Origin of the sequence: Clostridium ragsdalei P11, assembly GCF_001675165.1 — a bacterium.
Classification (GTDB): Bacteria; Bacillota; Clostridia; order Clostridiales; family Clostridiaceae; genus Clostridium_B; species Clostridium_B ragsdalei.
The window spans coordinates 60,579-87,224 of the sequence record NZ_LROS01000013.1 but is presented as its reverse complement, the minus strand read 5'-3'; the positions used below and the strand labels follow the sequence as shown (position 1 = coordinate 87,224).

Annotated in this window: 20 protein-coding genes and 1 tRNA gene; 5 read left to right on the top strand and 16 right to left on the bottom strand. The window is 29.8% G+C overall.

The window, feature by feature from the left end:
- Positions 1-108 precede the first annotated feature (108 nt).
- From pglX to CLRAG_RS07665, 8 genes are all read right to left on the bottom strand, one after another.
- Entirely contained in the window at positions 109-3,231 is a 3,123-nt protein-coding gene (pglX, locus tag CLRAG_RS07700; protein ID WP_083985599.1) for a BREX-1 system adenine-specific DNA-methyltransferase PglX, read from the bottom strand.
- A 64-nt stretch (positions 3,232-3,295) separates the two neighbouring features.
- On the bottom strand, positions 3,296-6,862 hold the full coding sequence (brxC, locus tag CLRAG_RS07695; protein WP_065077880.1) for a BREX system P-loop protein BrxC: 3,567 nt from the start codon (positions 6,860-6,862) through the stop codon (positions 3,296-3,298).
- 26 nt (positions 6,863-6,888) lie between these two features.
- Positions 6,889-7,473: a DUF1788 domain-containing protein gene (locus tag CLRAG_RS07690; protein ID WP_065077879.1), complete on the bottom strand. Its 585-nt coding sequence runs from the start codon at positions 7,471-7,473 to the stop codon at positions 6,889-6,891.
- Between the two features lie 80 nt (positions 7,474-7,553).
- Positions 7,554-8,162, bottom strand: a complete 609-nt coding sequence (locus CLRAG_RS07685; RefSeq protein WP_065077878.1) for a DUF1819 family protein — start codon at positions 8,160-8,162, stop codon at positions 7,554-7,556.
- 214 nt (positions 8,163-8,376) lie between these two features.
- Positions 8,377-9,288 carry an Abi family protein gene (locus tag CLRAG_RS07680; RefSeq protein ID WP_083985597.1) on the bottom strand — a complete coding sequence of 304 codons (912 nt, stop codon included), beginning with the start codon at positions 9,286-9,288 and terminating at the stop codon, positions 8,377-8,379.
- Between the two features lie 422 nt (positions 9,289-9,710).
- A tRNA-Leu gene (locus CLRAG_RS07675) sits at positions 9,711-9,797 on the bottom strand.
- A gap of 160 nt (positions 9,798-9,957) precedes the next feature.
- The gene (locus CLRAG_RS07670) at positions 9,958-10,899 is read right to left on the bottom strand and encodes a hydroxyacid dehydrogenase (RefSeq protein ID WP_065077877.1); all 942 of its coding nucleotides are present in this window, start codon (positions 10,897-10,899) and stop codon (positions 9,958-9,960) included.
- Between the two features lie 6 nt (positions 10,900-10,905).
- Complete coding sequence (locus tag CLRAG_RS07665; protein ID WP_065077876.1) at positions 10,906-12,348, bottom strand: MFS transporter; 1,443 nt, start codon at positions 12,346-12,348, stop codon at positions 10,906-10,908.
- 307 nt (positions 12,349-12,655) lie between these two features.
- Here CLRAG_RS07665 and CLRAG_RS07660 point away from each other — a divergent pair, with 307 nt between their 5' ends.
- From CLRAG_RS07660 to CLRAG_RS07645, 4 genes are all read left to right on the top strand, one after another.
- On the top strand, positions 12,656-13,360 hold the full coding sequence (locus CLRAG_RS07660; protein ID WP_065077875.1) for a GntR family transcriptional regulator: 705 nt from the start codon (positions 12,656-12,658) through the stop codon (positions 13,358-13,360).
- A 167-nt stretch (positions 13,361-13,527) separates the two neighbouring features.
- The gene (locus tag CLRAG_RS07655; RefSeq protein ID WP_065077874.1) at positions 13,528-14,517 is read left to right on the top strand and encodes an ADP-ribosylglycohydrolase family protein; all 990 of its coding nucleotides are present in this window, start codon (positions 13,528-13,530) and stop codon (positions 14,515-14,517) included.
- A gap of 25 nt (positions 14,518-14,542) precedes the next feature.
- Positions 14,543-15,943: a purine-cytosine permease family protein gene (locus CLRAG_RS07650; protein ID WP_065077873.1), complete on the top strand. Its 1,401-nt coding sequence runs from the start codon at positions 14,543-14,545 to the stop codon at positions 15,941-15,943.
- On the top strand, positions 15,936-16,856 hold the full coding sequence (locus CLRAG_RS07645; RefSeq protein ID WP_065077872.1) for a PfkB family carbohydrate kinase: 921 nt from the start codon (positions 15,936-15,938) through the stop codon (positions 16,854-16,856). Before CLRAG_RS07650 ends, CLRAG_RS07645 begins: the two co-directional genes overlap by 8 nt.
- 50 nt (positions 16,857-16,906) lie before the next feature.
- On the opposite strand, the gene CLRAG_RS07640 is transcribed toward CLRAG_RS07645, so the two are convergent.
- The 8 genes from CLRAG_RS07640 to CLRAG_RS07605 all read right to left on the bottom strand — a co-directional run bounded on the left by CLRAG_RS07640 (position 16,907) and on the right by CLRAG_RS07605 (position 24,891).
- Complete coding sequence (locus CLRAG_RS07640; protein ID WP_065077871.1) at positions 16,907-17,119, bottom strand: helix-turn-helix transcriptional regulator; 213 nt, start codon at positions 17,117-17,119, stop codon at positions 16,907-16,909.
- A gap of 211 nt (positions 17,120-17,330) precedes the next feature.
- Positions 17,331-17,756 carry a YjdF family protein gene (locus CLRAG_RS07635; protein WP_065077870.1) on the bottom strand — a complete coding sequence of 142 codons (426 nt, stop codon included), beginning with the start codon at positions 17,754-17,756 and terminating at the stop codon, positions 17,331-17,333.
- 175 nt (positions 17,757-17,931) lie between these two features.
- Positions 17,932-19,080 (bottom strand): MFS transporter, encoded by a 1,149-nt coding sequence (locus tag CLRAG_RS07630; protein WP_065077869.1) that lies wholly within the window; start codon positions 19,078-19,080, stop codon positions 17,932-17,934.
- A gap of 167 nt (positions 19,081-19,247) precedes the next feature.
- Positions 19,248-20,828 carry an HAL/PAL/TAL family ammonia-lyase gene (locus CLRAG_RS07625; RefSeq protein ID WP_338030854.1) on the bottom strand — a complete coding sequence of 527 codons (1,581 nt, stop codon included), beginning with the start codon at positions 20,826-20,828 and terminating at the stop codon, positions 19,248-19,250.
- Between the two features lie 13 nt (positions 20,829-20,841).
- A complete protein-coding gene (locus CLRAG_RS07620) occupies positions 20,842-21,384 on the bottom strand; it encodes a hypothetical protein (protein WP_065077867.1) in 543 nt (180 codons plus the stop codon).
- A gap of 22 nt (positions 21,385-21,406) precedes the next feature.
- On the bottom strand, positions 21,407-21,643 hold the full coding sequence (locus CLRAG_RS07615; protein WP_065077866.1) for a hypothetical protein: 237 nt from the start codon (positions 21,641-21,643) through the stop codon (positions 21,407-21,409).
- The gene (locus CLRAG_RS07610) at positions 21,643-23,046 is read right to left on the bottom strand and encodes a sodium:solute symporter family protein (RefSeq protein WP_065077865.1); all 1,404 of its coding nucleotides are present in this window, start codon (positions 23,044-23,046) and stop codon (positions 21,643-21,645) included. Before CLRAG_RS07610 ends, CLRAG_RS07615 begins: the two co-directional genes overlap by 1 nt.
- A 201-nt stretch (positions 23,047-23,247) precedes the next feature.
- Entirely contained in the window at positions 23,248-24,891 is a 1,644-nt protein-coding gene (locus CLRAG_RS07605) for a sigma-54 interaction domain-containing protein (RefSeq protein ID WP_065077864.1), read from the bottom strand.
- A gap of 321 nt (positions 24,892-25,212) precedes the next feature.
- Here CLRAG_RS07605 and CLRAG_RS07600 point away from each other — a divergent pair, with 321 nt between their 5' ends.
- Positions 25,213-26,595 (top strand): aspartate kinase, encoded by a 1,383-nt coding sequence (locus CLRAG_RS07600; protein ID WP_065077863.1) that lies wholly within the window; start codon positions 25,213-25,215, stop codon positions 26,593-26,595.
- Positions 26,596-26,646 lie beyond the last annotated feature (51 nt).

Genomic DNA, 26,646 nt, shown 5'->3' with positions numbered 1-26,646 from the left:
TGGGAATTAGTATCAGATATTAAAATTCTTTTTGACGAACTTAATTCTAATTTTGCTAAGATTCATTCATTAGCTTATGCTAGAAGTTTCCTAGTATAAGTTAAATTATCACTTAGAAACCCTATAAAAGTCTTTTAAGAAATACCTTCTTATTGTTTGCCTTGAGGTTTCATTTCCCTTTTTACCTAAAGTATCAGCAATATAATCTAAATTTTCTTCTAATGTTTCTTCACTAAAGGTTATCTTAACAAACTCTACAAAACGACTTACTATATCATCTTCAAAATATTCATCATCAGTTATTGGAATTACATTATCTATATCCACTTTAAAAGTTTTATATCTATCTGAATTAAATTCTCCACCAGCATAAATTAAGCATTCTTCATCTAGTGAATATCTTCCAAACATACATCCTACTGAATAGGATATAAATGATTTAATATCACGTATTCTGTTTGCTTTTTTAAAAGTAACCTCTTTGTCATCTACGTTTGAATCCAATTCATCTTGTAATCCATAAATCTCAATAAATATTCTATTTATTTCCTCTTGATTTTCTTTAAGTTTATTAAACTGATTTTCTGAATAACAATTAAACTTATTAAAACTTTCTTCTAAGGTTAATGAATCATTTTTATAGCAAAGTAATATATGTTTTCTGAAATCCCATGATATTTCAGATAAGTCCCAGTTATCTCTCGCCATTTCTATACATTCATCAACTAACTCATTAATATGTCCTTTAATTCCAATATTACTTGGAAAAATTATCGGAATATTTTTTATATTTCCAGCAGTCAGATTTATTGTTGGAGAAACTATTTTAAAAAATACTTCCCCAACCTTGCTATTGAAATATGCTAAAAAATACTTTAAATTACTAATATCTTTTGGAAATAATGAATCACCAGATTGATCAAATATAAAATTCTTTGGTAAATATCTTAGTCCTATACCAGAAGAACCTATTCTTTTCCACGTTATTCCTTCTTTAAAATAGTACGCTTCATTTCTTATTACTGAACTTCTATTATTTCTTATTCCTTCCCCATTATTTTCCCAATTTACAACACTTAAATGATTTCCATACCACTTTTGTAGATTGCCACCTTCATTGTACATATTCCATTTGCAATTATTATTCTGGGTACATATATTTGTCTTGTATATATTAACTTCATACCAGTATCTTGTAAACTTTGCATTATCACCAGTTTGCATACCAGTACAACTATTAGCATACTTATCGATTTTATCTTCAGCAAATATACTCATAGTTTTATTACTTACCCAATATGCAATAGGTGTTCCAGGTATCTTAGTAAAACTTAACTGTTTAACATTACTATATCTATTATTTAAATTAAAAAATTGACTTTCTTTTTCATACCTTCTTGAGTCATAAAAATCAACTAGTCTTATGCCTATTGGTTTAAACTCACTTATATGATGCTTTCTAGCAATGAACGAAACTGTTTGAACTACTTTTCCAATTATATTATCAAATGCTTCCATTCCTAAATGTACTATAGCGTATAAACTAGTACAACCTAGTATTCTTTTTCTTAATTTCTCGAATGAACCTGTAAACATCCAAGAATGCATAGTTACCATCGAAGTAAATCCATCTGTTTTTGTCATTATGATACATTTTTCTATAAAAACACTAAATAAATCACTTTTTGAATTAGCATAATTTTTTTCGACATAATCTTTAAGTTTTTTATTCATACCATTACTACCCATATAAGGAGGATTGGTACAAACTATATCATACTTTTCACTCATTATTTTAGCCTGTTTAACTAAATCAGGTATCTTCTCTAAAATAATATTTTTATACTGCAATTCAAATAAATCAGTTGTATCACAATTTCTTATCTCTTCAATTCTTCTCTCAATTGCATCAAAATCAATCCCTTTAACTTCTAATATAGAACCATATTCCTTTGCATCATTAAATACATTTATTAAATACTCTACATCTTCTTTTAATGATTCATTACCACTTGCAAAAAAATCTATGGCTTCTTTAGGAAATCCATTACTCTCTTGAATAGAGCACACATTTAAGTCTATTTTTTTTCTAAATATTCTTCTACTATAACTTCTGGCCTTCATCATAACAGCAAAATATGATAATTGCACTGCCCTATCATCTATATCTAACCCATAAAGGTTCTTTTCTAGTATGAGTTTAGGAATTTCTCTTTCTGAATATCCTGATGATTTATAAATGTCATATAATACATCAAATGCATAAACAAGAATATGACCCGACCCCATACAAGGATCTAGAAATTTTATATCTTCAGGTTTTAAATCCTTATTTTCATCCCTTATAACCTGTAACTGTTTCATAACCTCTGGCTCTTGCTTTGCTTCTTCTAAATAGTACTTCCACTTAGCCTTTAATTCATCATCTGGATGGCTTTCTAGCCAAAGCCTTCCTAATGAATTTTCCACCATGTACTTTACTATCCAATCAGGTGTAAATAATTGTGTAGCTGCTGGTATATTTTCCTTTGTTATCTTTTTATTTTTCTTTAAGTCTGCAAAAACTTCATCTTTCTTTTCAGAAATGTAATATTGATATAACCATCCTATAATTTCTACTTGCTCTTTCCAATCTTCTTCGGTAATCGACGTTACTAAATCTCTTATTATAGAACCCTCTTGAAGTAAATTATCAGGTAATAACAATTCCGTATAATCTTCTATTTTTTCAAATACTACAGGCATTATTTTTCCAAGTTCATTACACTGTTTTATAAATAAATACTTAAATAATTCTTCCGTATTATTTTCATCCTGCAATTTATAAATTAAATCTACATTTAAATTTTCAAAATCTAAGTTTGCTGCTTCACGAATGATATCAGGTTCTGCTTTATTACTATCAGTAGATGATAAAACCCTTACCCCGCTAGGTAAATATTCATTTACTTCCATAAATCTAATGGCAATTAATCTATTAAACCAGGTATATGCGACTTCTTCAATAACTTGATCAAACCCTTTTTCATTTATCTTTTTAACTAAACTTTCCCTATGTTTAAGCAATCTTTTGTCATACCTATTGCCATTCACCTCAAATGCATCTTCAAAAGTTTCTACACTTTTTATTTCATTCTTTGTTATGCCAAAAGTATATGCCTTTTGTTCTATTTGCCCTTTTAATTTAACCCTTGCATTAACTGCAAAGTTCTTAATTGCAGATTTATCCATAAGTATCTTCCCTTCATATATCTATACAAAACAAAACTTCAATATGTTTTGTATAAAATACTATTTAAACAAGTTTTATTCTGGTATCTTCATTTAATTCTTGCTTTAACTTTGCTTTTATATCCTTCAATAATTCATCAATATCAGCTTCAGTTTCTATAGTTTTTGCTCCATGAAGTATGTTGGCTATGCTTATATTCTTTGTTTTCTTTATCTTATATACTGGAGGCTTTTCTCCCCTTATTATATCAGCACCGCCACCTACAGCTGGTTTTGGATTTGGCACTACTTCCGGCTTTCTTCTTTCTACTTCTTTTGATATTTCTTCAAAAGAACGCATTTTTAATCTATCACTTTCTTCTTTCATTGCTATTGCTTCATAGAAATTGTTAGCTCTATCTAGTCTACCAATCAAATCATCAAATCTCTTTTGAAACTTGGCACTTAATTCATCTTTAAATTTATATAAACTAAGCTCATTTAATACTTTCTCGCAGTCTAATTGAATTACCTTTCTTACTGGCTCACATTCTACTTCTAGTAAATCAGTAAATCTATTTGAAAACTCTTCAATCAATCCTGGCAATTGAGGTATCTTAGAATATGGTTCTTTACCTCTAACTATCTCATTAATCTTTTGTATTAAATCTATAGCCTGTTCATCTAAAACATAAGTCTTATTTTTATCATAGATTTCAATTTTTTCTAAAGCATCATCAAAGAATTTCTTTTGATTCTTAAAGAATTTTTTTACATCCTCAGAATAATCTGCATAATCTAAAAAGTCATCCTTTAACTCATAACATTTTTCATAAAACTCCATAGTATCTTTTATACTTATTACCTCATCAAAAATTCTCTTTCCTTCATCAAGTATATCTTTACCTGGGTAATTTGCTTGCTTATAATATACTAGGAGTTCTCTTATACTTGCTATTTCTCCCTGTGTTAAGTCTTTAAACCTACTCATAAGTCCATCTTCATCAGCAGGCACAGCAGAATAATTAAATAATTCTTTACATAATTCTTTAACATTAGTTATATATTTTATTGGAGTTTTTGCTCTCTTCTTAACTAATACTTTATCTATATAATCCCTCTTTGTTAAATACTTTACTACATCCCTATCATCAGTAGTTAAATATTGACTATTATACTCTATCTTTATTTCTTGAGCCTTAAATAATTTTATTATTATTGCTGCAATATCAAGTTCTACCCATCCATAGGGTGCTTTTGAATATAATCCTATAATTCCTTTCATGGTCATAGGAATGTTTCTTGATGTATTTCTTTCAATATAACTATTTACTTCATCTATTGCTAACTTATTTTTTTCTTCAATAAAACTTCCCTGAACATTATTGTTTAATAGAATATCTTGTAACTCTCTTGAACTATCTATATATTCTTTAATATAATTTAGTTTGCTATATAGGGTATCTATTAATATCTTAAATGCATCATTTATACGTTCAACCGGGTTCTTTTCTTTAATATCCAAAAGCTCCGAATTTGCAAATATTTCAGCAGTTTTTAACCCTTCAATTAATAGATTTTTAACTCTATCTTTTCTTTCGGAAACTTCTCTTGATTTTCTAGTTTTTATATCCTCTATGACCTGTGTTGATGCAGTACCACTTTTTACTCTTAGATATGCTTGAATTTTTAATATTTCTTCCATTTCCTCTAGGAATGCTGTATCATTTGGTAATTTTATAATTACATTATTCTCTCTTGCAGACATCAGTTTTAATTCTTGATGGGTAAGATCTACACCTGTTTCAAAATAAGGTGTAATTACTTTTAACCCAATTTCATTATTTTGTTGACCTCTTGGTATGTCATCTGTCATTGCATTGTATGGGAAATCATATTTTGAAGAATACCTATATTTCTTTTCAGTATAAATTTCTTCAAATATTGTTCCACCAACTTTTTGTATGACTTCTCCAATATCAATTTTTATACTCTTAATTTCCCTATTAACATCCTGCTCTTCGTGAGTTAGGAATATATATTCTTCTCCATTTTTTTGAATAAGGGTTTGTCTTACTAATTTTTTTAATGACTCCTCTACTTTCTTTTTAATCTCTAATTTATCATCATCTATATGCTTAACTAATAATGTAGATATATTTTCAAGATTTGAAGGTATTTCTTTTACATACTTAATCATAAATAAAAGTTTTAATACTTCTACATCTTCCTCGTTAAGTTTCGAGTTATTTTTTGCGTGAATTATGACCGTTTTTATATTAGCATCTAAAAATGATTCTATGGTATCATAGAATGCTGAAAATGGTATTAATACGCCCATTTCTTCATTTTCATATTTAATTGATGACTCTTGAAATGCGCTAAGTAGTGATCTTTCACCTTCAGCTAAATGCTTACCAGATGCACCATGTATTCTAATTCCTGTAAATACCGATTGAAGTAAATTAAACTGATAAGGTATAAATGGATACACTTCGGCAAAATCATTTTCGTTTTCATATACTTTCATTTCTGCCGTATCATTTGAAAAGGTTATTAAATTCTTTAATATAGAACACTTATCTTCATACAGCAATTTCAATGAATCTGCTGCTCCTGGTTTTTTTTGTAGTATACGCTTTTTAATTACTTCATCTACATTTGCAGATGATAGTGACAATCTAGTATTAAATCTGCCTTGAATTTTACTAAAATCGTTTCCTTTTACCTTTGTTACAGAGTCTATATCTTGCTGACTAGTAACGATAACCCATGCTTTACCACCACAGTATGTTCCTAAATCTTCAACGACTGTTTGCAAATTTAGCATTAACTGAGAATCGCTGCCTATGTATTGTCCAATCTCATCCACTAAAAAAAGTACATGATGATTTTTACCTTTTGTTTCAATATATTCTTTAACCCTTTGAGCAAACTTCTCTATACTTAAACTATAATTTTCTTCTGCTTTGTTGTACCAATCTCTTGCTGTTTCTTCACTCATTTTAGTAGTTTTAGATAATGCCTCTACAATAGAGTCTTCCTCATAGAAAAAATCTTCTCTTGCATCTTCCCAAATGCTCCCTGATATCTTTTCAAACTCTGCCTTAAAATCCTCATACACTTCATCTTTAACCATTTGTCTTTCTAAATCTGCTACCCAGGCAATCGAACCACAAAAGCCTTGCATTTCATTAAACACCTTATTAAATACTTTTAATATGGAATCTTTGTCTGCCTTAGAATCTGATTCACTCTTTGAATCAATATTAAATAAAATAACATCTGCTGTAATATCCCCTGCCTGTTTCATATCTGCCACAACCATTGGATCGTAAACTTTATTATCAAAGTATTCAATAGACTTTTTGCCATTTACCACCCTGTTCTCCAGCAAATATGATAATATTTTTAGAAAATGTGATTTACCAGAACCAAAGAAACCTGATATCCAAACTCCCATTTTATCTGTATGATCTAATATACCCTTTTTATATGCTTCAAAGAAGTCACCAAAATGTCCTAGTAATTCATTTGTAACTACATATTCATCTAGTTCTTGAAAAATATCAGATTCATCATCCTGTCCTACTTTAATAACTCCTTTTATATCCCTTTCTATATCCTTTAAGAACATCTTCTTAAGTTCCATGCTTAAACCCCTCCGTATCTTAGTATTTAATACTTATCTATTAATTGAAATGCCCTATAATAATTATCATCTTTGATCTCATTAAATAAAATCAATTCTAAGCCATCATATTCCCCTGGAAAAAACATAACTACAGGCACTTGATCAACTGCATTATGTAAATTATTCAATACTGTATGTGAACGCATAATTGGCCATGCTTTGCCAACACCAGTTATAAACACAATATCATTAGGTTCAACTCTATTTACTATATAATCCAAAACCATATCATTTTTAAGAGTCAATCTAAGTGATTTTCTAATAGCATTAAAAACATATTTGCTGCCTTTTTTCTTCTCCATTTCAATGTTTTTTTGCAGATATCCTTTTTTATTCATTACCTCTAATATTATTTCATATAAATCAAATTCTTTTATATTAATATCGGAATATTCATCACTAATCTTTTGTTTTATGAACTCAATATGATCTCTTACCAAGAGTTCATACTTAGGTTCATAATCAAATATATAATAACTTATCTCATTACCTAACCCTTTATTTTCCCTAAAGGATTTATCTGTAATCTTAGGTATTATTCCATCCAATCTTTGATATATAGTTTTCATTTTTTAACTCTCCTCTAGGCATTTTAACAACTTAATAATCCGCCTCGTTATCCTTTACAAGTTTTTCATATAACTTCTACTTAAGACTTATGTACTAACATCACTTCTAAGTATATACCGTCACCTATTTCTTTTAAATGTTGTGCTAAGTCACAATCTACTATTGGTATAGTTATTTCCTTATCACCCTTTTGATTTTTAATGAATCCTGCTTCAAAAAGAATTCTAGTAACTACCTGTTTGAGTTTATAAAAGGTATATTCCTTCCATGATGCTACAGTATCACTTTGTTCACATTTTCTTTGGAAGTAAACATTAAAGTCACTATCTGTAATATATTTTTCCCTCAAGATATTTTTGTCCCTATAAACTTCGCTCATAAACTCAAAAAATAGCCTATCAGTTTTCATAATCATATAAATCGCAATTTGCTTACTCGTTTCCAAATCCCCATTTACTAATTTATCAAGTAGGAATTCATCTAAACTCTTTAATCTTTTTAATGTTATTGACGCAATTTCTTTTTTTCGTGCTTCAGATTTCATCTGAAAAATATTTTCTTTAATAGACATATTTTTTATTTCAGAATCATTAAATCCTTTTAAAATAAGGCTTGCAGCCTTTTTTGTTTCTATATAAAGGTAAGGCATCGATTTTATTGTGGATTTATATTCTAATTGTTTAGTCATATTTTACCATTCCTTCGGTCCCAAAATTTATACTTCCTATTATTATAGCATAATATGAAAAAGCAAAATATTTCTTTTAAACTACATACAGGTTTTTGCTATTTTGTTTTAATCTGTTTTAATTTGTGATATTTTTTTGGAGGACATTTGGAGGACATAAACCCAAAAAGAGCACTTTGGAATAAATTCCAAAATGCTCTTAAACGTTGATATGCTACTTTGATAATATTTCTACCCAATTCTCAGGAAAACCAATCAATCTTAAATCTATAACATCTTTATACTCATTAAGTAACTTTTTTAATTTGTTCTGAAATATGCCCCATTTACTACCATTTTTCGTAAGTTCTTTTATACCTAATATAGATATAAATAATCTATTTGAATTTATACTTTCTTTATATTCGTTATATCTATTATGTAATTTAGGTATTATTGCCATTTTCTTATTGTATAATCTACCATAATGCGCACATATATTCCTAATGTATGACAAATTTTCAGCCCAACTTTCCAACAACTGATTATTTATGTTAAAACAATTTCTAGATATATCTTTTTGATCAGCTGTATTTAAATTAGAATACGTTCTTGATAACATACCGAACGAAAATATTTCTACTAGTACCCATATTGGGAAACGTCCCTTATATTTAATTAAATGATGCTTTACAAATAATTCTTTTCTATTATTATGGATTTCAAGTTTTATTTCATCAATTAATCCTTTATGATGTTTTCCTGCAACATCGTCATATCCATTATAAAATCTTTCATCTTTAAATAAGTCTGAGTTTTTATATGCCTCAGTACCATATTTAATTGATAAACTATATGCCATATATGTTCTAAATGCTATTTCTATATCTTCCAATATATCTAAAATTAAACTTCTTAATGCTTTATCAAATTCATACAGTTTGTACATATCCTCGAAAGAAATTTTATAAGCATAATCATCATTTTTATTAAATTGCAATGCATACGCAGTTAATCTGTAGTAATTTGTTATCTTTAAAACATTAATAGCCTTATCATCATTACCTATTTTCATATGTTTATCTTTTAATATTTCTAATTGTTCTTCAAATGTCCTAGGTTCTTTAAGCTTTATCTCATCTTCCATAAACCCTCCACATATATCTAAAAATCCACCCGGTTCGCATTGTTAAGAGGCGCGGTGGATTTACAATAATATAACAAGTTTAATGACTTACACGGTTCGCATTGTTAAGAGGCGCTGTAAGTTCTGTTACTATTATAGTATAACAATTTTGCAAATTTGTATACTTATTTTTCATTCAAATATTTCAATTGCGTTAAATTATATTCATATATCTCGATATATCTTTCTTTTTATCTTTTAACGCTCCTCTCAATTACTCCTTTAATTTCATCTTTTTAAGTTCTAACGCGAGATCATTTTTTTGTTATTTTGTTTTAATCTGTTTCAATTTGTGATATTTTTTTGGAGGACATTTGGAGGACATAAACCTAAAAAGAACACTTTGGAATAAATTCCAAAATGCTCTTAAACGTTGATATTCATGGTGCCGGAGGCGGGAGTCGAACCCGCATGTTGTCACCAACGACGGATTTTGAATCCGTTGCGTCTGCCAATTCCACCACTTCGGCATATTTGTATCCGCTGTTAATTTCTATACTTTAGCGGTTAACAAATAATATGATAACAGGTGCTAGCACATTTGTCAAGTTAAATTTTTTAAAAAAATGGCAAAAAATTTTTTATAGTAATTTTGCTTTATGTAAAGTGAATACACCTAGAAAGATTATGCTAATTTACCGGCCAGGAAGGCTTTCTGCCACTTAACACTTCATCTATACCAATGGCTGGATGAACAGACATTCTTATACCTGCTTCTTCTGTATGTGCTGCAGTATGATGTGTTACAATTACATTTTCAAGCTTAAAAAGAGGATTACCTCCAGATGGTTCTTCTCCTTTAAATACATCAATGGCAGCTCCAGCAATTTTATTTTGCAAAAGTGCTTCAAGTAGAGCATCTTCATCAACCACTTCTCCCCGTGCTGTATTTATAAGAAATGCTTCAGGCTTCATAAGAGATAGCTCCTTTTTACCTATCATGCCCTTTGTCTTCTCCGTAAGTGGAACATGCAAGCTTATAAAATCAGAATTTTTCAGTACGTAATCTAAATCCTCAGTAACTTCTATATTATCTATTTGTCTTGAAGTTGCATTTCTCTTGAACCCTATGACTTTCATACCAAATCCCTTTGAAGCCTTTAAAGCAACAAGCTTCCCTATATTACCAACGCCTATAATTCCAAGAGTTTTACCTTCAAGATCCATTCCAAAACTTTTTCTTATTTGAAAATTTCCATCTCTAAGTTCTCTATCATAAATAAGTAATTTTTTGGCAAGTGCCAATATAAGTCCCATAGTATACTCAGCAACACTGTTTTTATTGGATTCAGGAGAATTGGTAACTCTTATTCCAAGACTTGATGCAGCTTCAACGTCTATATTATCCACTCCAACACCAAATTTAGATATGACTTTCAACTTTGTTCCTGATTTCATAATTTTTTCAGTAATGTTTGCCATTCTAACTAATATTGCATCACAGTCTTTTACTTCCTCTACCAAAACATTTTCTGAAATATCAGAAGCCATTTTTAATTCATACCCATGACTTCTAAGATAATCCTTGCCTTCTTCATATATATTTTCTGTAATCAAAACTCTATAACTCATACTAAATCACCCTTTCATATATAATCCCTTTGATTTTTTACTATAGTAAAACCTTAATGCAGTTATCAAAACTCCAAATAAACACATAATTCCAACGCTTATATATACTGATTTCATGCCATAAATAAAAACATCATCTCTGCCTTTTATATAATCCACCACTCTGTACCCGATTTTATAACTCATCCTGTTGTAAAGTAATAAAGTAGAAAGAGATGTGCCTAGAACAAATCCTAAATTTCTAATAAGAGCATTTACACTTCCTGCTATTCCAAGCTTATCTCTACTAACAGTAGACATAACTAGCGAATTATTAGGAGATTGAAACATTCCATTTCCTAGAGTCATAATTCCTATATAAGCTATGATCAAAAGTACAGTGGACCTTTCATTTAAACTAGATAAGAAGAACAACCCCAAACTCGTAAAACTAAGTCCAAATAATGTAAGTATTTCTGATCCAATTTTATCTGACATATATCCACTAAAAGGAGCCACTACAGATAAAACAATAGGAGATACCATCATGAGAATTCCAGATGCTGCCGGTGAAAATTTCAATGTGTCCTGAAAGTAAAAGGGAAGTATTATATTTGATGCACTAATTGCAATAAATGAAATAAAAGCACATATTATACTTATTGAAAATAAGCTGTTTTTAAAAATGCTCAATTGCAAAATTGGCATGCTTATTTTATGTTCTACTATAATAAACAATACGAAAGTTATAAATGAAATTACAAAGGCTGAAATTATAAATATATTGTCATAACTTTTTACCTGGCCTTGTCCCAATGCTCCAAACAATGAAACTGTAGCTACTATAAATAGTAAAGCTCCTTTTATATCTAGTTTTTCATCAGAGGTAGTATGTGCTTTAGGAAATATCTTTAATGTAAGTATAAATACAATTATTCCTATAGGTATGTTTATTAAAAATATATATTCCCAGCTTACAGCAGAAACAATAATACCCCCAATTGGAGGACCTGCCATAGAACCCAATGCCACAAATGTACCTAAAACTCCAAGTGCCCTCCCCCTCTCGTTAGCCGGGAAGACGTGAGTTATGATTCCCTGATTAGTAGCCATTGTAGCTGATGCTCCTACTGCTTGTATAACTCTTGCTGTTACGAGTAGTGGCAGTGAACTTGTGAGCCCGCACAGCAGCGAACCTATGGTAAAAAGAACGACTCCAAATTTAAAAACTTTTGTCTTTCCTATCATATCCCCAAGTCTTCCAAATATTAAAATAGTTGCTGCAACAGTTATTAAAAAACTGGTAACAACCCATGTAATACCTGACATTCCTACATTTAATTTAGATGCCATATCCGGCAGTGCTACATTTACAATGCTGCCGTCAAGTGTTGACATAAATGTAGCAGAAACAACTGTAATCAGGATCAACCACTTTTTTTTGTTCATTTCACTTTCAATTTTCTTCAACCTTCACTCATCCTCCTAAAAATGCTTTTCCATTTTTTAAATCTTTCAAGTTTTTTATCAAAATAAGCCTGTATACATATATATATGTTACTAGTTAGTCTGATCAAAGTTGCTGCCTTATTATTCATATCATTTGCTCTTTCCATTAATAAATAAAATAGCATTGCATAACTGATTGGTCAACTATATTGTACATCATAAATATTTTTTATTTGAATGAAATTTGATATAATTATTATATGATATATTAATCTCTACATATTATGAAATCTCTTTATGTAGTTACTCAAAATGAAGGAGAATGTAAATGATAGACAACTATTCTATTCCTAAATACGTACAATTACAAAACATAATTAAACAAGATATTATTTCAGGCAAATATAAAAATGGTGATATGATACCTTCTGAATCTAGCCTTATGAAAAAGTATTGTGTAACTAGAACAACAATAAGGAAAGCTATTTCAAACCTATCCAATGCAGGGTTAGTAAAACAAGTTCAAGGTAAAGGAACATTTGTAAATCTTTGCGATATAAAACATAATATGTGGAATTTCGGAGGATTTACAGATTATGCGATTAATAAATATGAAATTCCTGTATCAAAAGTACTTGAAAAAAATATTATTGTAAAAGATAACAAAAAATTTTTTAAGCTTGTAAGAGCAAGAGGAATAAAAAAAGAACTTGGTATATCATGGCTTACAATAGATTCTTCCTTAATACCTTTATCAATTTTTAAAAATATAGATAAACATGACTTTTCAAAAGAGTCATTATATCATGTTATGAAAAAGGAATATAAAATATTTCCAAAGACAGCTTCCCTCGAATTAAATTCCGTAATAGGAGATAATAAAACTAAGGAAATACTAGAATATACGGAGGATATACCTCTTATAAAAGTTACAGGATTTGTTTACGCTGAGGATAACTTAAAAATTGAAAAATTAGAAATTTTATACAGTCCCAACATGAAAATGAAAATTGTTACAAATATAAACGAATAAATCAGTATTGACTTTTATAATCTGGTATAAATAATTTTAGCATTGACATATACGTACAAGTTAATTATAATTAACTTGTACGTATAACCGTATATGCATATATATTATTATTATTGTTAGTTATTAATGTTTATGATAACGTTCTCAAAATTATAGGAGTGATAATTATGGAAAACAAAATTCTTGGTACCTTATATGGTATGGCAATAGGTGATTCAATGGGTATGCCCTCTGAACTCTGGAGCAGACGAAAAATAAAAAGTTTCTTTGGCAAAATAAATTATTTTCTAGATAGTCCATCTGAAAATGAGACTGCAATAGGATTAAGTAAAGGTGAATTTACAGACGATACAGCCCAGGCACTAGTAATATTAGATTCATTAATGCAAAATAACTTCATCCCAGATAAAAAAATAATTGCTTCAAATTTAATAAATTGGGCAATAAAAACCAATGCCTTTGACAAAAATATTCTTGGGCCAAGCTCCAAAGCTGCTTTAAATGCAATTCAAAATGGAGAAGATGCTGAAATTTATACTTCTAAAGCACTTACTAATGGAGCTGCCATGAGAATTGCACCTATTGGGTGTTTATTTAAAAGTGATAATAAAGAAGATCTTGTAGATTATGTATATAAAATAAGTGAAGTCACCCATAAAACTGATGTTGCTATAAGCGGTGCTTCCATGATAGCAGCTGCTGTAAGTTCAGCTATAGAAGATAAGGATTGGAATACAATTATAAAAGATTCATTAGATGTTTTTGAAATTGCTAAACATTATGGGTATGAAACATTTTCTGCTTCTCTATCGGAAAGACTAAAACTTGCCCTTGATATAGCAATGAAATATAAAGATGATGAAGAAAAATTCGGGCAAAAAATATATGATATTATAGGCTGCGGGACATTGACAAGTGAAGCAGTCCCTTCAGCACTGGCAATAGCTTATTTTACAAAAAATCCTGAAAAATGTAGTTTAATGTGTGCAAATTTAGGTGGTGACACAGATACTATAGGTGCTATGGCTACTGCTATTTGTGGAGCTAAAGTTGGAGTTAAAGCTATAGGCACAAAGTGGATCAACTTGATAAATATGAGTAACAAAGTTGACTTTAACTACTATTCACAAAAAATATTTGAACAAAGGTTAAAATAATAAAAATTTTAAAGGAGTGTTAAAAATGAATGAATCAAAAAAAACTTCAATTTTTTTACCCCATGAAGAAAGAAACGGTAAACCCTTAGATTTATTTTTTCTATGGTGTGCAGCAAACATAGGTATACTAGGTCTTGTCTATGGTGCTATAATTATAGGTTTTAAATTAAGCTTTTTTCAATCAGTTCTAGTAACTATAGTAGGTTCTCTCTCTTTTATTTTAGTTGGTATTATGAGTCTAGCGGGGAAAGAAACCGGAGCAATAACTTTTATCTTATCAAGAGCACCTTTTGGATTTAAGGGAAATTATATTCCATCAATAATTGCATTAGTTGGTCATATGGGTTGGCTATCAATAAATGTATGTACGGGAACTTTAACTACAGTATCTTTATTTGTAACTCTTGGATTTAAATCAAACAATATATTAACTGCTATCAGCCTTGGTATTTTCATAATATTAGTACTTATTTCTGTACTTTTCAGCCATGAAACTCTGATTAAAATACAGACAATTTTCACTTATTTATTTGGTTCATTGACCCTTATTATACTTGCAATACTTATTCCAAAAACAAATTGGAATTTATTGTTGAATATGAAAAGTGGAAGTTGGATAGGTAACTTTCTACCAGCTGTAGCTTTTGTTATGGCAGGGACAGGAATAAGCTGGTCAAGTGCATCAGCTGATTATAGCTGTCATCAAAATCCTAAAAATTCATCAAGATCAGTGGCTGCTTCTGTAACCTTAGGTGGTGCAGTTCCATTAATAATTATAATGGGTGTAGGTTTATTATTATCTACTGCAGTTCCAGACTTAGCTAATTCATCAAATCCAACACAAGTAATAAGAGGTGCTTTACCTAGGTGGATTGCAATTATATATTACTTAACTGCCATAGGTGGACTAACCCCTCAATGTTTCTTAGGTTTGAAATCTTCAAAACTTCTTTTGGATGCTATAAATATTCATGCTAAAAATGCTTCAGTAGTAATATTTCAGGCTCTTATAATAATTATACTTCCATCATATATTTTATTTATAGCACAAGACTTTCAGGGGACATTGGAAAGTTTTCTAGGAATACTTGGTAAGCTTCTAGCTGCATGGTCATCTGTATTTTTCATAGATTATCTATTTATAAGAAAAAAACATGGTTATTCAAGGAAGTTGCTTGAAGATAAGAATTTCAATCCTATAAATTATAGAGGAGTTATAAGCTGGCTTATTGGTTTTGTTGTAGGATTATTATTCTCAAATACATTCATATTTAATGGGCCATTTGCTGTAGGTATTTTTAAAGGTAATAGCTTAAATGTACTTTTAACATTTGTAGTAAGCGGAGCTGTTTATTATTTCATTGGAGTACTAAGTGGCAAATCAACAGTATATACTGAAAGTACTGGTGGTGAATTAAATGAATAAAAGTGAAGATCTAATTAAAAAATTGAATTCAAATAAAAAGATTATGATATTGGGTTCAGCTATACTTGATATGCTTATAAAAATAGATACTTTACCCAAAAGCGGTGAAGATATAACAGGCATTCAAAAAGAAACCAATGTAGGCGGCTGTGCATATAACATATCAAAAATATTAAATCATCTTAATATTAATCATGACTTATTTGTACCTATAGGTACTGGAATACATGCTGATATAATAAAGAAACAGCTTCTAAAAGATAATCGCAATTTGTTTGCAGAAGATGAATGTATGGATAATGGATGGTGCTTATCTTTTGTTGAAAACGGTGGTGAAAGAACTTTTGTCACAATTCAAGGAATTGAAACAAACTGGAAACCTGAATGGTTTAATAAAGTTACTATAAAAGATTATGATTATATTTATATTTCAGGATATCAATTTCAAGAAGGCGGCAACAGTGGGAATGTTATTTTAAAAGCACTTGAAAACAAAAAGGAAAGTTGTCTCATAATATTTGATCCAGGTCCTAGAGTTAAAAATATTGATAAAAAAATTTTAAAAAAATTGCTTACTATGAATACTATTTTAGAGTTAAACAAAATGGAACTCATTTTATTATCCGGTGAAGAAGATATTGATAAAGCAGCTAGGAAATTATATGATATAACAAATAACCCTGTTATTGCAACTTTAGGTGGAGATGGCACTTTATATTGTACATCCCAGGGCACTAATATAGTACCTTCTAAAAAAGTAGATGTAGTTGATACAATTGGCGCCGGAGACTCACATACTGCTGCCTTTATGTCTGGTATTGCATCTGGTTTTTCAATAGAAGAATCTTGTATACTTGGAAATGAAGTTGCCTCTAAGGTAGTTCAAAATAGCGGCTGTACAATTACTTTATAAAATAGGAATTTAAAGATATGAGCATAGATTTGAGTATAACAAATCCATGCTCATTTTTCATTTTGTGAATTCTCCTCATAAATAAATATTTCTTCAATACTCACATTAAAAAATTTAGAAATCTTAAAAGCTAGCAATATAGATGGATTATAACGTCCATTTTCAAGTGATCCAATTGTTTGTCTTGATACTTCCAGTTTTTGTGCTAGCTCTTCTTGTGTGATACCATGTTGTTTTCTAATTTCTTCAAGCCTGTTTTTCAAATTAATGCCTCCAATCACAATAGAAAGCGACTTTGTAATATTAGAATATTACTGTTTTTCTGTAATGTCAAGCTTGCTTTCCATTATTATTATAAAAAAAGGGTTTTAAAAAATCAAACCCTTTCTTTAGATACTATATCAGTATCAGTAGCAGTAGCAGTAAAATAATTTTAAAAACCTCCAAAATGCATTAAAGCCTAGGCAATGCTAGTTAATGTCCCCTGTGCTTCATTAATTTTTTCTGCTGCCTTAATTTAAATTTTTTCTCTTTTTCTTCTTCCTTTTCTTCTCTTGAAACCTTTTTTATTTTTAGTTTAAAATCTTCATATTGCTGCTTCATGGCAATTTGTGCCTTTGTGCCTATACCATTGTCTTTAGTCTCTTTTTTAATTTTTCTCTGAAGTCTTTTAGGGTTTATTTTTTTATCAATGTTTTTATCATAATCATTGATATCTAGTGGTTTATTAAACTTTAAATTACTAAAATTCTTTAGTACAAAGTCGTATACCTCATAATCTTTTGGTTCAGCACCAAATACGACTCTTGAAAGATATACTGTATCAGAATCCCATTTTTTAAACACACCAACCCAAAATGGCTCTTCAAAAAATACTGTTAACTTAATATTATCTGTCATTTTCTATTCCTCCTGTTTAATAAATAAAAAATCTAGAGAACGGACAACCCCAGGAGGGCAGGTTACTGCTGCCTTAAACGTACAAGCCAGGTTTTGGACTACCAACCAAAACTGTGTTTTTATCTCTATTAATATAATAGCAAAAATCATCTAAAATGCAATGTTTTTTCAAAACCTAAACTTTACCAGGTTTAAAAATTCTATAGTATACAGAAATTAATGCTATGTATATGTAAAACAATATTTGTATTATAAATACATAAGTTATTTTTATACCACCTGCAAAACCTATTATATAGGTTAAAAATGTAGCTCCCAAGTTATTAAAAATCATAGTAACAGCAGATGCAGAAGGTATATTTTTTTCAGTAACATGCTGCACAATATATCCTTGAAGTGCAGGATACATAATTGATATTGATATTCCTATAATTGCAAATCCTGCTAAAGCTTGAATCTTACTTTTTCCAAATAGTAAAATAATAATTCCCAAAATTGATATTAAAGGTGATATAGAAAGGAATCTAAGTTGTCCAACTCTTTCTAAGAATTTATCTCCTAAACTCCTTCCTATAGTAAACAGTATCCAAAAACTTAAAAGTATATTTGGTACTTCAATTTTACTAATTCCATAATATTTTTCAAGAAAAGTTCCTGTCCAATTTGTAGTTGAGATCTCCGCTCCAACATAGAAAAATACTGCAATGCAAAGTAACAAAATCATAGGATTTTTTAATATAGAAAAAGAAGTATTACATTTAGAATTACTTTTATAAAATGTCCTTCTATCCATTTTTAACACGAGAATAATATAAAAAGATATAAGTAATATATGAATAATATATGTGTAATTAAATTTTATACCCATCTTTAATATAAACCTGTCTATTGGCAAAATTAGAATTCCACCTAATCCAAAGCATGCATTTGCAAAACTAAATTTTTGATACTTTTGTGGAAGAAGTGAAAGCATTGTGCTCAAGTACAAACATGCCATCCCAGTTGCCAATCCTGCCATAAAATATCCAGTTAAAATAACATAAAATGATTGGGAAAATACAATTATAAGACTTGCAAAAATTTCAAATACAATTCCCAGATACAGTCCATTTTTAATCCCCAACCGCGGCATAAATTTTGCTCCTATAATATTTGTTATAAGTGCGGCACAGTATACTACTGATGGTATAAATGCAATGACATATGATGACACATTATATGTACTTTTTATAGTTGTTATAAAAGGTGATAATGTATTAGAAAACAGTGACAATAAAAAATATCCTATAAAAATAGTTACCATAGCTTTAAAGTTTTTTTCCATTAAATTTCTCCTACAAAAAGTTTTGAAATTACTTTTACCTTTCCATTATGTTTTTTTTAATATAAATCTCTTTTTGAATTATAACATTTTTCTTATAATATAATAAGGGCATGAAAGTTTACTGATCACTTTCATACCCTAAAAACAATTAAAATATAGTCTATATTTTAAATTTCTAAAACACCTATTACATCTTCAACTTCTTCTAAAATATTGCCTTCATGTATTTGATTATTTATATACTCAATATAAGGATATAAATGCTCATCATCTTCTATCTTAGGAACAATTTTTCTAATTAAATCATACACCGATTTTGTTGCCGTAGACATCTTCAATGGTTTTAGGAACTCAACAGCTTGAAGTGCATTTAATAACTCAATAGATAATATGTTTTCCAATAATCCTACACACTTATACGCCTTCCTTGAAGCATTATAACCCATGCTCACATAATCCTCTTGATTTGCACATGTTGGAGTGTTATCAATACTTGCTGGTGTTGACAATATACGCATTTCCCCTAAAAGTCCTGCAGCCGTATATTGTGGAATCATAAAACCGTTATTAAGTCCAGTCTTCTCAATTAAAAATGCCGGCAGTTCACTGATATGATGATTTACAAGCCTATCTATTCTTCTTTCCGACATTTTGGCAATACTCGTCATAGCAATGCATGAAGAATCTGCTTCAATTCCAACATATGATCCATCTGCATTACACCCCATAAGTGCAACGCCATCATCTTTAATTGGATATATAACAGGATTATCACAGCAGGAATTCATTTCAATAATTATTGTTTTTGCAGCATCTTTTAAAGTTTTTTTAGCTGCTCCATGAAGCTGAGGTATACATCTTAAAGAAAGCGCATCCTGAAGTCTATAATCTTTATATTTTATGGCAATTTCACTGTCTTCAAGTATCCTTAGAATATTTCTAGCTGTCATGTTCTGTTCCTCATGGGGTCTTACAGACTGCAGCCTAGGGTCAAATGCTCTTGTAGTTCCCCTTAAAGCCTCAAGACTTATTGCTCCGATAATATCTGCAGTTTTTGCAGCCTTTATTCCATCGTATATTGCCAATGCAGCTAGGGCAGTAACCGAAGTAGTTCCGGAAACCAAAGCAAGTCCTTCCTTACAACCTAATTCAACTGGTTTTATCCCTTCCAATTGTAATGCCTCATAACCATCTATTAGTTTACCATTATAAAAAGCCTTACCTTCACCTATAAGAACTAAGCTGATATGTGCTTCTACTGAAAGATATCCTACTGATCCGTGACAGGGTGCAAATGGAACTATATTACTATTTAGAACACTAACTATAGTTTCAATAGTATCAAATTTTACTCCTGAATATCCTTGTCCCATATTCAAAGTCATCATTAATAGAATTGCTCTAACACACTCCTCTTCTAATGCTTCTCCTATTGAGCAAGCATGGGATCTTAAGATATTTTTCTGAAGAATAATTGCATCTTCAGGCTCAATAATCTTATCACAGTTATCACCAAATCCTGTAGTTAACCCATATATAACTCTTTTCTCCTTTAAAAATTTCTCTACCAATCCTCTCGATTTAGTAACTCTTTTTCTAAAAGCATCTGATAATATAACTGTTGCCTTATATCTTGATATTGCTATAAACTCCTCAAGAGTAATATCTTTACATCCTATAACTACCTGCTTTAACTTTTTTGCATATTGAACACAGTTTTTCTTATCTTCATATTCCAACAGTATCACCTCTTCATCTTAGTTACATGCTCCTATGCGATCCACATCCATCAGCTGCAATAGGCATATATCGAACCTTATTGCCTTCTGCCACATCACCATAAAGAGCAATCCAATATGGTCTAAAAACACTTTCTATTTTTAAAACTTTAAATTCCGGTATTCCTCCAACATGCCTGTGCACAACTTTTAATGCAAGCTTTCTTGCTTTTAATATAAGATAATCATCGTCTTTATCAGATAGTTGAATAGAATTACTATCAACTTCCTTTAATTCAATTATGTCAGGCATACTATCTACCCATGAAACAGATCCTGTTGATCCATTGGCAAGCAAAGTAATTGTTTGTTTTTTTTCATTTGCTTTTTTTGATACCATTCTTTCAATAACTGTTGGTTTATGGATAATTTCAAGGGTCACAAGTTTAAATTCAACAAAATGTTTTCTAACCTCAGAAAGCTTTTTATTTAAAAATATAACTTTCCATAAAACTCCTCCCATAGCTTGAGCTCTTTTCTCTGCTTCTTGTTTTTCAACTTTAATAGGGAATGATTTTATATCCATAATATTTACTCCTAATAAAAATTTATTTTTTCTTACTGTCTTTAGACTTTCTAGAAAATTTAAATATTATTCCAAGGTAATTTATAAAAATTAAAGTTACAGCAATCATAATCCCATAGGGAATTAACCTTCCCACTATAAAGTCATTATGAGCTGAAATTGCATAATAAATTACCCCTACTACTATAAAATAAAGCAATACAAGAAACCCATCAATTCCAAACCAGGAAATTTCAAGTTTATCATTTTTCTTTGACATTATACTACCTCCTTAGCTACTTTTTCAGGAATAGATCTGCCAAACTTATTGCCTAAAATCCATGCTATTAAAGACAATGGCAGTGCAACAACAAGTGCTTCCACATTGAAAGCCTTAATAGGAAATAACTTAAAATATGCAAATGAAAATCCCCCTACAAGTATTCCAAGATAACCTCCTAATGCAGTTTTCCTACCTTTCCAAACAAGTCCACCAACTATTGGAACAAATCCTGCTGCCATCCAAATACTGCTTACAAATATAAATGCATCTTGTGCTGTAGTAAATTTAAATGCAATTGATAATGCTGCTAGTGATTCTACTATTATACCTATCCTTGTAAGTAGAACCAGTTTGTCCTGCGTAACATTTCCTTTAATCCTTCCGTATATATCATTTGCAAGAGTTGCTCCACCTGAAAGATAATATCCATCTAATGCAGAAATTATTGAACCTGCAAGGCCAATTATGAATAATGCCCTTACTCCTTGAGGTAAACTTCCTAATACAAGTTTTATATATCCTTCTCCAGGTACCATGTTCGGATATTTTACCTTAACAATGAGTCCTGTAAGAGTTAATACAATATCAAAACAAACCCACAAAACAAAGCATGATAGAAGCGCACGCCTTCCTGATTTTGGTGAATCTGATGCAGAAAATCTTTGGTAAAATGTTGGATCTGCATAAACTCCAAATGAAAGTACACAGAGCATTAAAGCTTTCATAGGCGTAAGTCCACCTAACGGATCCATTAATGCTGGAGTTTTAGATAATGCATGCTGAAGTCCAGCCCATCCACCAATACTGTCCCATTGCCCAGGAAGCACCATTGTAAGTCCAAAACACATACACCAAAACATTAACATATCAGTAACTGCAACTCCCATAAGTCCACCTAAAACTGCAATTACAATAACCATTACAATACATACTATACCTGCTGTAAAATTATTAATTCCCCAGGCAACCTTTCCTATAAATCCAAATGACGTTAACTGACCTATTTGAGTACAATATGTAAGCATTAATATAGCACCAAGAACTGCAACCCCCTTACCATATGCACTCTCCAGTAAATCCGGAACTGTAATGTCTGTTCTAATATGTATTTTGGGTCCTACCCAAAGTGCTAATGGCATACGTCCTAAATGGGAGGTAACACACCAAATAACCCAAACAGATAATCCATACATTGCTGAATATTCAACTGTCCCAATTGTTCCAACCCCACCATACCAAGTTGCAACCAGTGCTCCAACAGTAAGAGACCATGGAAGACTCCTATTACCTAGATAAAAACTTTCCATATCTTTTACTGCTCTTGAAAAATACCAACCAATAAAAATTAGTAGAATTGAGCATAAAATGATAACTACATTGTCAAAGCTGGATAATAACATAATCCAACACCTACCTTATTTTATATTTTGTATCTAATTAATAAAATAATTTATAGCAAAAGTCATGCCAACTTCAATATTGCGTGAATATATTAAAAATGCTGAAAATATCAGGTTTTATTCTGGCTTATTGCATTTTAATATTCTAAAATAAAAAAAAGATGCAAAATAATTTTGCAAAAGTGCAAAATCATTCTGCATCTATAATCCATATTTTTTCATTCTATATTGTAGGCTTTGTCTCTTCATTCCCAGGCATTTCGCTGTATTTGTAACATTATTCTTATTTTTTCTAAGAGCAGTCTTTATTACTTCTCTCTCATATTCATTAAGTATCTGTTCCAGTGTTTTATGCTGCAAACCTTTTTTGCAGTCCCTGCTAGCTTTCTTTTTCATATATTGGGGTAAATCACTCATGTATATAGTATTTTCAGTTATGGTGTTAAATATATATTCAATACAATGCTGCAACTCCCTTACATTTCCCGGCCAATCATATTCTTTAAATGCTTTGATAACTTCCTCCGACATTACATTTATATTTTTTGAATAATTACGGCATAATTTTTTCATAAATAATTGTGCCAGTAGTTCAATATCTTTTTTTCTCTCCCTAAGTGGAGGAATGTTAATGGTTATTGTACTTATTCTATAATATAAATCACTCCTCATCTTGCCATTTTTAATCAATGAAAATGGTTTTTCATTGGTAGATGAAATAATTCTTACATTACTTTCAATATCTTTGCTCCCTCCCACTCTTCTAAAACTTTTCTCCTGCAAAACCCTAAGAAGTTTAGACTGCATTTGAAGACTCATTGAATTAATTTCATCTAAAAATAATGTACCACCCTCAGCCTGTTCAAATAGTCCCTTCTTATCACAACTTCCAGTAAAAGCTCCCTTTTCCGTACCAAACAATATACCCTCTACTAAATTTTCAGGAATAGCAGCACAATTTACTGCAATGAATTCTTTATATTTTCTTTTACTTGCAGAGTGAATACTCTGTGCAAACAATTCCTTGCCAGTACCAGTCTCCCCATATATAAGTACAGAACAATCTCTTTCAGCAACATTACATGCTAAATTAATTGCTTCAAGAAAATTTTCATCTTTTCCAATTATATCATCAAAATTATAATATTTTAATGCATAGTACTTCTTTGGAGATTTTAAATATTCATTACTTTTTTTAGTGTTTGTAAAATTCTTAAAAATTGCAGCCTTCTGCCTATACTTTTGAAAAACTGACACATCTTGTACTAACCCAACAGCTCCGATTAAATTATTTCCTAAAAATAAAGGATAGCCTGAATTCATTGTTGAAATTATCTCACCTTTATTATTCTTAAAATTATCACACCTATCTACTATAGCTTCTCCCTTTTTCATTGTATTCAAAATTGTACTATAATCTTCCTCCAAACTATAAATATCCAATAAATGCTTCCCAATTATATTTCTTCTATCCATCTTTTCAATTTTCTCATTAAATTTATTACAAAATACAAGATGTGCATTTTTATCATATATCTGCATTCCTTCTGATAAGCAGTCAAAAGCCGCCCTATACAGATCTTCATCACTTTCTGCCTGAGTTATGTATAAAATGTATCCTTTACCTGTAAAATTCTCGGTTTTAAAATATCTAAGAAATAGCTCCCCCCATTTTATATAACCACTATCTATTTTCAAATCTACATCTAAAAAACTAGTGATTTCATTTCCTATATATTTTTTTAAAATATATATTCTCTTATCTGTTCTCGTTAAATCTCCAAATTTCACATGTCTTAGAATATTATCATTATCGATAAATAACATAATATCAATGGAAATCATACCTTTACCCCCTTAAAGTTGATTTCATATTTAGTAATTCTTAAAACCAATAATTATTGTATTTTTAGTTAAATAGATATTGTCTTCAATTTTTATATGATTATATCATTTTTACTAATATAAAACCACTTTGGGACATATTACAGATACCTTCTACCTTTAAATTGCATAAAATATTATAGTACTTTATGCAAAAGCATTTTTAGCAATATTTCCAGCATTAAAAGCAATAAAAAGTGTAAAATTCTAAACTATAATAAATATAAAGTTACAATTAGGAAATCTGATTCAATAAATTATAATTCATAGGAGACCTTAAAAATGAATAAATTAATAGTTGCTAAATTTGGAGGAAGCTCACTAGCTAATGATAAACAATTTAAAAAAGTAAAGGAAATCGTTTTGCAAGATAAAAGGAGACGATATATCGTAGTTTCCGCTCCAGGAAAAACTTTTGAAAAAGATTATAAAGTCACAGATCTTCTATATAAATGCTATTGTAGTGTTGATAATAAAAATCTATTTGAAAATTATTTCAATATAATCGAAGGAAAATATGTTTCTATATGTAATAATTTAAAATTAGATTTAAATATAAAAAAATTCTTATATGATATAAAAAATGATTTTTTTAGCGGTGCCTCTAAGGACTATATTTTAAGCCGTGGAGAATATCTAAATGGTTTAATTTTTTCAAAGTTTATCAATTTTACGTTTATAGATCCTTCAGATATAATCTCATTTAAACAAAATGGCCAATTAGACAAAGAAGCTACTAAAATGTTAATTTTAAACAAACTTTCCCATGTAGAAAAAGCTGTAATACCCGGTTTTTATGGTTCAAACAAAGATGGATCAATTAAAACTTTTCCAAGAGGAGGATCAGACATAACAGGTTCCATAATATCAAGTGTTATGAATGCCTCTATATATGAAAACTGGACTGATGTATCCGGCGTGTTAATGGCAAATCCAAACATTGTAAAAGACCCTAAAAATATAAGAAATATGACATATAAAGAAATAAAAAATCTTTCTCATATGGGAGCAAATGTTCTAAATGAAGACTCAATTATTCCCGTTGAAGAAAGTAAAATTCCAATAAATATAAGAAACACGAATAATCCAAACGACATTGGTACTTTTATATCTGATAATTTACCTGATGAAGATTGTAAAGACACTATTGCTGGAATATCAGGCAAAGGAAATTTTTCAATAGTAAGATTGGAAAAACTCAATTTAATAAATGATGGTTTGAATAACCTATTTTCAATTATAAACGCTGATAATATTTCTGTAGAACATTTGTCTTTTAATTCAGATTCTGTATCATTAATTGTACCAGATTCCCAATTACGTAAATGTGAAAATTCTTTTATTAGTAAGATAGAAACTCAGCTTAACCCAGGTTCTATAACTATAAATCACAATATATCTTTAGTTGGAATAATTATAAGAAATATAAATAAATTTAGGCAAATTATCCATAAAATTTTTGAAAATTTATCTAACCAAAATATCAAAATAAAGATAATTATGCAGCCATCTTGTGAATCCAATATTGTTTTAGGAGTAGAGGACGCTGATCTTTCCAAGACAATTAAACTAATTTATGAATCAATTAATAATCCTGTATTAATTGAAAAATTAAATACGGAAAGTGAATCTCTTCCTATTTATTTTAATATACTAAGTAAATAAATGTTTCAAATTTATTCAAAGCATCTACTCATTCTAATACTAAAAAGTTAC

Excerpts from the sequence above, each read along its gene's own strand:
- CLRAG_RS07605 (WP_065077864.1), bottom strand. The coding sequence starts at position 24,891 with ATGATTTCCATTGATATTATGTTATTTATCGATAATGATAATATTCTA.
- pglX (WP_083985599.1), bottom strand. The coding sequence starts at position 3,231 with ATGGATAAATCTGCAATTAAGAACTTTGCAGTTAATGCAAGGGTTAAA.
- CLRAG_RS07600 (WP_065077863.1), top strand. The coding sequence starts at position 25,213 with ATGAATAAATTAATAGTTGCTAAATTTGGAGGAAGCTCACTAGCTAAT.
- CLRAG_RS07620 (WP_065077867.1), bottom strand. The coding sequence starts at position 21,384 with ATGGATATAAAATCATTCCCTATTAAAGTTGAAAAACAAGAAGCAGAG.
- CLRAG_RS07635 (WP_065077870.1), bottom strand. The coding sequence starts at position 17,756 with ATGACAGATAATATTAAGTTAACAGTATTTTTTGAAGAGCCATTTTGG.
- CLRAG_RS07615 (WP_065077866.1), bottom strand. The coding sequence starts at position 21,643 with ATGTCAAAGAAAAATGATAAACTTGAAATTTCCTGGTTTGGAATTGAT.
- CLRAG_RS07645 (WP_065077872.1), top strand. The coding sequence starts at position 15,936 with ATGAATAAAAGTGAAGATCTAATTAAAAAATTGAATTCAAATAAAAAG.
- CLRAG_RS07660 (WP_065077875.1), top strand. The coding sequence starts at position 12,656 with ATGATAGACAACTATTCTATTCCTAAATACGTACAATTACAAAACATA.
- CLRAG_RS07650 (WP_065077873.1), top strand. The coding sequence starts at position 14,543 with ATGAATGAATCAAAAAAAACTTCAATTTTTTTACCCCATGAAGAAAGA.
- CLRAG_RS07610 (WP_065077865.1), bottom strand. The coding sequence starts at position 23,046 with ATGTTATTATCCAGCTTTGACAATGTAGTTATCATTTTATGCTCAATT.
- CLRAG_RS07655 (WP_065077874.1), top strand. The coding sequence starts at position 13,528 with ATGGAAAACAAAATTCTTGGTACCTTATATGGTATGGCAATAGGTGAT.
- CLRAG_RS07670 (WP_065077877.1), bottom strand. The coding sequence starts at position 10,899 with ATGAGTTATAGAGTTTTGATTACAGAAAATATATATGAAGAAGGCAAG.
- brxC (WP_065077880.1), bottom strand. The coding sequence starts at position 6,862 with ATGGAACTTAAGAAGATGTTCTTAAAGGATATAGAAAGGGATATAAAA.
- CLRAG_RS07685 (WP_065077878.1), bottom strand. The coding sequence starts at position 8,162 with ATGACTAAACAATTAGAATATAAATCCACAATAAAATCGATGCCTTAC.
- CLRAG_RS07680 (WP_083985597.1), bottom strand. The coding sequence starts at position 9,288 with ATGGAAGATGAGATAAAGCTTAAAGAACCTAGGACATTTGAAGAACAA.
- CLRAG_RS07690 (WP_065077879.1), bottom strand. The coding sequence starts at position 7,473 with ATGAAAACTATATATCAAAGATTGGATGGAATAATACCTAAGATTACA.
- CLRAG_RS07630 (WP_065077869.1), bottom strand. The coding sequence starts at position 19,080 with ATGGAAAAAAACTTTAAAGCTATGGTAACTATTTTTATAGGATATTTT.